Source organism: Candidatus Methylomirabilota bacterium (genome assembly GCA_035709005.1).
GTDB lineage: Bacteria > Methylomirabilota > Methylomirabilia > Rokubacteriales > CSP1-6 > 40CM-4-69-5.
In genome coordinates this window covers 25,193-32,363 of sequence record DASTFB010000017.1, presented here as the reverse complement: position 1 = coordinate 32,363, position 7,171 = coordinate 25,193, and the positions used below count along the sequence as shown (strand labels likewise).

Annotated in this window: 9 protein-coding genes; 6 read left to right on the top strand and 3 right to left on the bottom strand. The window is 68.3% G+C overall.

Going from position 1 to position 7,171, the window contains the following annotated elements:
* On the top strand, positions 1-276 hold a 276-nt coding region (locus VFR64_02995; GenBank protein ID HET9488712.1), incomplete at its 5' end, for a hypothetical protein.
* A gap of 591 nt (positions 277-867) precedes the next feature.
* Here the strand turns inward: VFR64_02995 and VFR64_02990 are convergent.
* From VFR64_02990 to VFR64_02980, 3 genes are all read right to left on the bottom strand, one after another.
* Entirely contained in the window at positions 868-1,779 is a 912-nt protein-coding gene (locus VFR64_02990) for an ABC transporter substrate-binding protein (GenBank protein HET9488711.1), read from the bottom strand.
* Positions 1,780-1,817: 38 nt separating this feature from the next.
* Positions 1,818-2,660, bottom strand: a complete 843-nt coding sequence (locus VFR64_02985; protein HET9488710.1) for a cyclase family protein — start codon at positions 2,658-2,660, stop codon at positions 1,818-1,820.
* Positions 2,661-2,763: 103 nt separating this feature from the next.
* Positions 2,764-3,786: an LLM class flavin-dependent oxidoreductase gene (locus VFR64_02980; protein HET9488709.1), complete on the bottom strand. Its 1,023-nt coding sequence runs from the start codon at positions 3,784-3,786 to the stop codon at positions 2,764-2,766.
* A gap of 35 nt (positions 3,787-3,821) precedes the next feature.
* On the opposite strand from VFR64_02980, the gene VFR64_02975 reads away from it, so the two are divergent.
* Genes VFR64_02975 through VFR64_02955 form a run of 5 tightly spaced genes read left to right on the top strand, consistent with a single transcriptional unit; the run spans position 3,822 to position 7,167 of the window.
* Entirely contained in the window at positions 3,822-4,457 is a 636-nt protein-coding gene (locus VFR64_02975; protein HET9488708.1) for a Uma2 family endonuclease, read from the top strand.
* A gap of 18 nt (positions 4,458-4,475) precedes the next feature.
* Positions 4,476-5,453 carry a D-2-hydroxyacid dehydrogenase family protein gene (locus VFR64_02970; GenBank protein ID HET9488707.1) on the top strand — a complete coding sequence of 326 codons (978 nt, stop codon included), beginning with the start codon at positions 4,476-4,478 and terminating at the stop codon, positions 5,451-5,453.
* Between the two features lie 41 nt (positions 5,454-5,494).
* Positions 5,495-6,301, top strand: coding sequence for an SDR family NAD(P)-dependent oxidoreductase (locus VFR64_02965; GenBank protein HET9488706.1), 807 nt, complete (start codon positions 5,495-5,497; stop codon positions 6,299-6,301).
* Between the two features lie 24 nt (positions 6,302-6,325).
* Positions 6,326-6,748: a MaoC family dehydratase gene (locus VFR64_02960; protein HET9488705.1), complete on the top strand. Its 423-nt coding sequence runs from the start codon at positions 6,326-6,328 to the stop codon at positions 6,746-6,748.
* Between the two features lie 2 nt (positions 6,749-6,750).
* A complete protein-coding gene (locus VFR64_02955) occupies positions 6,751-7,167 on the top strand; it encodes a MaoC/PaaZ C-terminal domain-containing protein (GenBank protein HET9488704.1) in 417 nt (138 codons plus the stop codon).
* Positions 7,168-7,171: the final 4 nt, after the last annotated feature.

The following is a 7,171-nucleotide window of genomic DNA, read 5'->3' as shown; positions in this document are numbered from 1 at the left end:
TGGCCAAACCGCTTCCGCTTTTCCGACTACACGTTTAACCGGAGCTTTGATGACGTCCAGTATGACGGTCAAGTCGAGGCCCTGGAGAACGTCAGGACTCCGGCCGGCACCTTCAAGGCCTTCCGGATCTCGCTGGGAGGCGCGTCCAGCAAGAACGTGTTCTGGTACAGCAGTGACCTGGGCCTCGTGATCAAGCACCGAGTGGAGAGATTTGCCAATCACTATCTCGGTGCCGGCATGCTCGAGACCGAGCTGGTCTCTTACGATTTCAAATAGGGTACGAGTGAAGCGTCAATACGAGAAGGACGGCTGTCGTATCGTCCTGCCGGCCATGGCCCCGGTGACGCTTGCCGCTCGACCTCTTGCGATACCGCTCGCGGCCGAGGCCCAGCAGCCAGAAAAGGTGCCCCGAGTCGGGTTCCGTCGGGTTCCACTCACCCGGGCTGGAAAGCCGGATCATCTCGATCTTGTATCGCTGGGCCGATGGCCAGATCGCGAGGTATCCGGATCGCTGCCGAGTTGATCCGCTCGCAGGTCGACTTGATCGTAACACCGTGCGGCTCTGGATCGTCCGGGAGGCTACACGACCGGCGCCATCTACTTCGCGCCGGAAGCCACCGCGCGGCGGCTCGAATTGCTGAAGGAACTGATCCCTGGACTTTCTTACGTCAGCGTTCTCTACCAACCTGCCTCGCATTGGATCGAGCACTGGCCCGAAGTCGAGGCCGCCGCCCAGAAAACGGGCCTCCGCCTCCACCGGGCAGAATCCGCGTCGCTCGGCCGCAGCAGGCAGCTCGAGCAGCTGACCACGAGGCGGGCGCCGTACTCCAGACGAAACTTCGCCTGCGCCGGGCTTTGCACCGGACCCTACCCCTGCCAGAGAGGGGCGAACTGGGTCGCGACCAGTTCGCCGTACCGGACCTCCCCTTCCAGGGCGCCGATCTCGCGGGCGAACCGGCTGATATGGGCGACCATCTCCTCGGTAATGGTCGGGTTGTAGAAGGGCGCATCCCGTGCCACCTCGTAGGCGATGAGCGTCGCCTCCTCGGCGGGAAACAGACGTTGGGCGGCCTTCGCGGCCAGCTGCGGGTCGGCCCGAAGCGCCCGCTGAGTCTTCACGATCGCCCGCACGGCCGCTGCGGCGATGTCCGGATGCTCCTTGACCAGCCGCTCCGTGGTCGCGAGCGCCGGGAACGTCCAGTGCCGGGCCGCGGGCGGGCCGTCGCCCCGGCGCACGTCGAGCAGGATCTTGGCGATGCCCCGCTTCACGCCCAGGTCCGCCCGCAGGCCGTTGCCCCAATAGCCATCTGAGACGCCCTGCTCGATGGCATCGACTCCATCCCAGGCCCAGTTCGGGCTGGTGCGCCGGGGACTGGGGACGATCCGGACGTTATCTCGCTGGAGGTCGAGGCCCGCTTCCTCGAGCACCCGCTTCATCGTCAGGCCGGGGTCGGCCGACGCGCTCAGGCGTAATCCTTTCACCGCACTGACGTCGCCCCGTTCGCATTTGATGTCGGAGCGGACGGCCAGGAACCAGTAGTTGTAGTGGGAAAGAGCGCACAGGAGGACGCCGCCCCGCCAGCCGGGGAAGGCCCGCAGGCCGGTGTAGGGAGAGCCGCCGAAGAAGTCGATGGCCCCGTCCTTCAGGGCCTGCGATGGATTCGGCGGCGAGAACACGAACTCCGTCTCGATGCCTTCCTGTTGGAAGAATCCCAGCTGAACGGCAGCGAGGGCCACGAAGTAGGAGGGAGAGATGGCGTCAGCCACGGTGAGCCGCATCGTGTCCTCTTCGGCCCGCGCCCGCCGCGCGGCGCCCGCTAGCTCGATTTCTTGCCGACGGCCTCGCGGACCTCTTCCACCGTGAGGGGGCCGACGTCGAGGAAGGCCAGGATTCGGCACGGGCAGGCCTCGCCTCCCTCGAACTTCCAGGGGAAGGCCCCGATGATGCAGCGCGTGTTCAGGACCTTCTCGATGTCGCCGCCCACGTTCTCGGCGTGGACGCAGCCCTCCGGGAAGGCCAGGTAGTGCATGGGGAAGATCTCTTCCGTCACCAGGCGCCCGCTCTTGTGGTGGCGGTACTCGTACTCCCCGAAGTAGTCACGCACCGAGCGGCCCACCTTCTCCTCGAACCGGCGCGTGAGGTCGGGCCGCATGTATCGGATGGTGGTGTTCATCGGGTGGTCGCCGGAGCCGGCGTCGACGCCCCACCAGGCGATCCGCATGTCGTGCATCCACTGGGCCAGTTCGCGAGTGCCCCCCGGATGCATGCAGAAGTACCGGGTGAGATCTTGCTGGGGCTTGCCCTCGTAGTAGCGGTGATAGCCGGTGTGGAGGATCAGGATGTCGCCGCGCTTCACCTCCATCCGGTCGGTGATGTGCTTGGGCGTGATGATGCTCCAGTCCTCCACCGCGTCGGACACGTCGACGATCACGCCTTCGTGCACCAGCTTGGTGAGGGGCAGGGAGGCGATGTCGCCGGCGCCATCGGCGGCATGCATGGGGCCGTCGAGGTGGGTGCCCACGTGCAGTGAGGTCTCCACCCGCTGCGACACGATGCGGTTGGTCTGCAGCGTCTGCGTGTAGTAGATCTTGGAGCCCGGGTAGCCGATCCAGCCGGGCGTGTGCATGTTCCAGGGATGTGAGAGATCGACCAGCCTCATGCGTCGGGCGGGATGATAAGCCGTCGACAATCGATTGTCGAATGTCTATCGCTTGCGGCACGGGCGGCCAGCCTGCATTGGGCCGGCTCGCCGCGCCGGCCCTTCAATCTCCCGGCGTGATCTGGCGGAGCGCCGGCAGCAGCTCGTCGCTGATCAGGCGCATGCTGGCGAGCGCGTGCCCGAGCGGCATGCCGCTCCAGTGGGTGCGGAAGAAGAGGAAGTTCGTCCCCAGCTCCTCCCAGCACGGCCGTAGCTGGGCAAAGCACTCCTGGGGGCTGCCCAGCACGAACCTGTCGCGCAGGAGCGATTCGAAGGGCTGCTGGAAGGTCTCACCGCTCGGCATGACCGCGTCTTGCCCCCAGGCCGCGTAGGCCTTGTATTTGCTGGCGAGATAGGGACCGGCCATCTCCAGCGCGGTGGCGGTGTCCCTGGCGCAGAAGATCTCCTTGATGAGCGGGCGCACGCGCGGGAGCGGCTTGCCCAGGCGGGCCAGTTCCGCCCGGTACACGGCCATCTGCCGCTTGTTCGTGGCCATGGTGGCGTGCGGGTTCACGAACCAGGCATCCCCCAGCCGCGCCGCCCGCCGGACGGCCTCGTCGCTGTTGGCGGCGATCCAGATCGGAGGATGGGGGCGCTGGACGGGCCGGCACGTCAGGGTGACGTTCGACAGGGTGCAGACGTCGTTGTCGACCGTCACCTTGTCCTCGGTCCACAGTCGCCGGACGACGTCCAGACACTGCTCGAAGCGGCGCACGCGCTGGCCTCGCGGCACCTTGAAGGCGTCGAACTCGACGTCGCGATAGCCCAGACCCACGCCGAAGACGAAGTTGCCCCGCCAGATGGCGTCGAGCGAGGCCATGCACTCGGCCACCTCGACCGGGTTGTGCAGGCCCAGGAGCAGGATCCCGGCGACGCCGGTCATGTGGTCCGCCTCGGCGGCGAGGCGGGCCAAGAACGGGATGAGCTGCACCTGGCTCATCCCTTCGCTGAGGTAGTGCTGGCCGGTGGCGATGGCATCCCAGCCGCGATCGCGAGCCAGGCGGGCCATCACGTACTGGTCTTCCAGGGCGGAGACCATGTCGCTGCCCAGAGGATTCTGGTTCGTTATGAAGATGCCGACCTTCATGAGTCGCTCCTTTGCGAGCCCCGGCAGGATAGCATGTGGCGTGTATCTCGCCGACACCGTTGACGACAGCCCGACTGGCCAGCTACCGTAGCGGCGCGATGGGCGCACTGCGCGTCAGGACCCGGCGCTGGACCCGCCACGAATACGATCGGCTCATCGAGGTGGGCCTCCTGCGCGAGGATGATCCGATCGAGCTGGTCGAGGGCCGTCTCGTTGTCGCCGAGCCACAACACGACCCTCACGCCCGGGCCGTCGAGCTGGGTACCGACGCGCTCCGCCTGGCGTTCGGGCGCGGCTGGCGGGTGCGCGTCCAGCTGCCCCTGGCGCTGGGCCGCGATTCGGCGCCCGAGCCGGCTGTCGTCGTGCTGCGAGGAACGCCGCGAGACGCTCCGGCCGGGCACCCGACGACCGCCGACCTCGTCGTGGAGGTCGCCGAATCGAGCCTTGCCCTCGACCGCGGCCCGAAGGCGCGCATCTACGCGCGAGCCGGGATCGCCGACTACTGGATCGTGAACCTCGTCGACCGCGTGATCGAAGTTCACCGGGAGCCAGGCCCGGATGCACGCGGCCGCTTCAGGTACCGCGCGGTGCAGGTCGTGCGGCCAGGCGAGACGCTCACGCCGCTGGCGGCGCCCGGGGCGTCCGTCCCGGTCGACAACTTCCTGCCCTAGAGAGGACCCGAGGCCCTCATGAACATCACCATCCTCGACGACTATCAGGACACGGTCCGCACGCTGAACTGCTACGGCAAGGTCGCCGGCCACCACGTGACGATCTGGAACGACCACACCAAGGACGTGGACACGCTGGCCGGGCGGCTCAAGGACACCGAGGCGCTGGTGCTGATCCGCGAGCGCACACCGATCCGGGCGCCCCTGCTGGAGCGCCTGGACAAGCTTCGGCTGATCAGCCAGGCCGGCGTCTATCCGCATATCGACGTGGACGCCTGCACGCGGCGCGGCGTGATCGTGTCGGCGCTGACCGGTCCCGGCCGGCCCTCCTACGCGACGGCCGAGCTGACCTGGGGGCTGATCATCGCCGCCTTCCGGCGCATCCCTCAAGAAATGGCGGCGCTCCGGGCCGGGAAGTGGCAGGCGTACCCCATCGGCATCGGCCTGCGGGGCAAGACGCTCGGGATCTTCGGCTACGGCAAGATCGGCGCGGTCGTGGCCGGCTACGGCAAGGCATTCGGCATGAACGTGCTGGCGTGGGGGCGCGAGGCGTCGATCAGCAAGGCCCGCGCCGACGGCTTTGCCGTGGCGCCGAGCCAGGCGGCGCTGTTCGCGGAATCGGACGTGGTTTCGCTGCACCTGCGGCTGATCGACGCGACCCGCGGCATCGTCACCGCTGACGATCTGGCGCGGATGAAGCCGACGGCGCTCATCGTCAACACCAGCCGGGCTGGCCTGATCGCGCCGGGGGTGCTGGAGGCGGCTTTGCGGGCGGGGCGGCCGGGGATGGCGGCGGTCGACGTCTACGAGGAAGAGCCGGTGCTCGGCGGCCAGCATCCGTTGCTGAAGATGGACAACGTGATCTGCGCGCCCCACCTGGGATACGTGGAGCGCGATGGGCTCGAGCACATGTTTACGACGATCTTCGATCAGATCCTCGCTTACGCGAACGGCAACCCGATCAACGTCGCGAACCCCGCGGCGCTCGGCCGTTAGCGGACGTCGCGCCTCACGGCAGGGCCGGAGGAGGAACGAACGTGGCTCTCGACGTGCCGGATGGGTGGGGACTCGACGGCAAGGTGGCCGTCGTCACGGGGGGCGGCGCGGCCGGCGAGGGCATCGGCAACGGCCGCGCGGCGGCCATCCTCCTCGCCAAGGCGGGGGCGCGCGTGGTGGTCGTCGATCGGGAGGGTGCGCTGGCCAAGCGCACCGTGGAGATGATCGGCGAGGGCGGGGGCGAGGCCATGGCGCTCGAGGCCGACGTGACGCGGGCGGCCGACTGCGCGGCCATGGTCAAGGCAGCGCTCGACCGGTTCGGCCGACTGGACCTGCTCGACAACAACGTCGGCATCGGCAGCCGCGGCTCCGTGGTCGACGAGACCGAGGAGAGCTGGCGCCGTGTCATGCAGGTCAACGTCGATAGCATGTTCCACGCCGCCAAGCACGCCATCCCCGCCATGCGCCGGGCCGGGGGCGGCGCCATCGTCAACGTGTCGTCGATCTCCGCCCTGCGCCCGCGCGGCCTCACCGCCTACTCGGTCTCCAAGGGCGCCGTCATCGCGCTGACGCGGGCCATGGCGGTCGATCACGGCGCCGAGGGCATCCGGGTCAACTGCGTCGCTCCCGGTCCCGTGTATACCCCGATGGTGTACGGGCGCGGCATGTCCGAGGCCGCCCGCGACCGGCGGCGCCGGGCCTCCGCGCTCGGGATCGAGGGCACCGGGTGGGACATCGGGCACGCCGTCCGGTTCCTGCTCTCCGAGCAGGCCCGCTACATCACCGGGCACGTCCTGGTCGTGGACGGGGGCACGTCGCTCACGGCGCCGGCGCGCGACTCCCGGTAGGCCCGTGCTAGACTCCAGCCACCGATGACGACGTTCAAGCCGCTGACGTTCGACGCGCTGACCGTGGGCGACGAGTTCGTGTCCGACACCCATCTCGTCACGCCCGAGGACATCGAGACCTATGCGTTCGCCGTCGACGATCATCATCCGTGGTTCTTCGGGGCCTCGCCCTTCGGTGGCCCCGTGGCCCATCCGACGCTCCTCGGCAACCAGGCCCTGCGGCTGCGCCACAGCAGGTACCTCGTGCACGCCGGCCTGCACGCCAAGATGGAGTTCAACTTCTTGCAGCCGATCCAGCCCGGCATGCGCGTGCGCTCGCGCGGGCGGGTGATCGACAAGTACCGGCGGCGCGGCAAGCCCTACATGGTCACGGAGTTCGTCACCGAGGACGAGCACGGCACGCCGCTCGTCCGGGGGCAATTCACCCAGATGATCATCGAGGCGTGACGATGGCCGTTACGACGGGATCGATCAAGGTCGGGCAGGTCCTGCCCACCCTCGAGAAAGAGATCTCGCAGCGGAAGATCGACGCATACTCCGGCGTGCGTGCCCGGTCCATCCACACCGACCAGGCGTGGGCTCGGCAGAAGGGATTCCGGGCCCCGCTGGCCCAGGGCATGATGTCGACCGCCTACGTCTCGGAAATGATGACGGGGCTGCTCGGCGCCGGCTTCGTCAAGGGCGGGACGATCGCCATGACCTTCGTCGCGCCCGTCTACGCGGACGATCGGCTCACCGTGCACGGGGTGGTGAAGGACGTCCGCCCCGAGGCCGGCGGCGCGCGAGTCGTCGTTGACGTGTGGTGCCAGAACCAGCACGGCGAGAAGACCGCCGTGGGCACGGCCAGCGGCCTGCTCCTCGCCTAGCGCG